1 protein-coding gene is annotated in these 509 nt (G+C 45.4%); it reads left to right on the top strand.

Going from position 1 to position 509, the window contains the following annotated elements:
* On the top strand, nucleotides 1-509 hold a 509-nt coding region (locus tag ACTRWI_RS22650), incomplete at both ends, for a flagellin N-terminal helical domain-containing protein (protein WP_499133935.1).

The following is a 509-nucleotide window of genomic DNA, read 5'->3' as shown; positions in this document are numbered from 1 at the left end:
AACGACGGTATCTCTATTGCACAAACTGCTGAAGGTGCAATGAACGAGACAACCAACATCCTGCAACGTATGCGTGATCTTTCTCTACAATCTTCAAATGGCTCAAACTCAAAAGCTGAGCGTGTAGCGATTCAAGAAGAAGTAACAGCACTGAACGACGAGCTAAACCGTATCGCGGAAACAACGTCTTTTGGTGGCAACAAGCTACTTAACGGTACTCACGGTACTAAATCATTCCAAATCGGTGCGGATAACGGTGAAGCGGTCATGCTTCAACTGAAAGATATGCGTTCTGATAACGCTCAGATGGGTGGTAAGAGCTACCAAACTGAGAACGCTAAAGACAAAGACTGGAACGTACAAGCGGGTTCAAACGACCTAAAACTGTCGTTCACAGATAATTTTGGTCAGGCACAAGAGATCGACATCAACGCAAAAGCGGGTGATGACATCGAAGAGCTAGCGACTTACATCAACGGTCAGCAAGATTCTGTGAAAGCGTCTGTAAC

The sequence above is a fragment of the Pseudoalteromonas sp. G5_S1_14_S5 genome (genome assembly GCF_054968605.1).
This window is presented reverse-complemented; position numbering and strand designations above follow the sequence as displayed.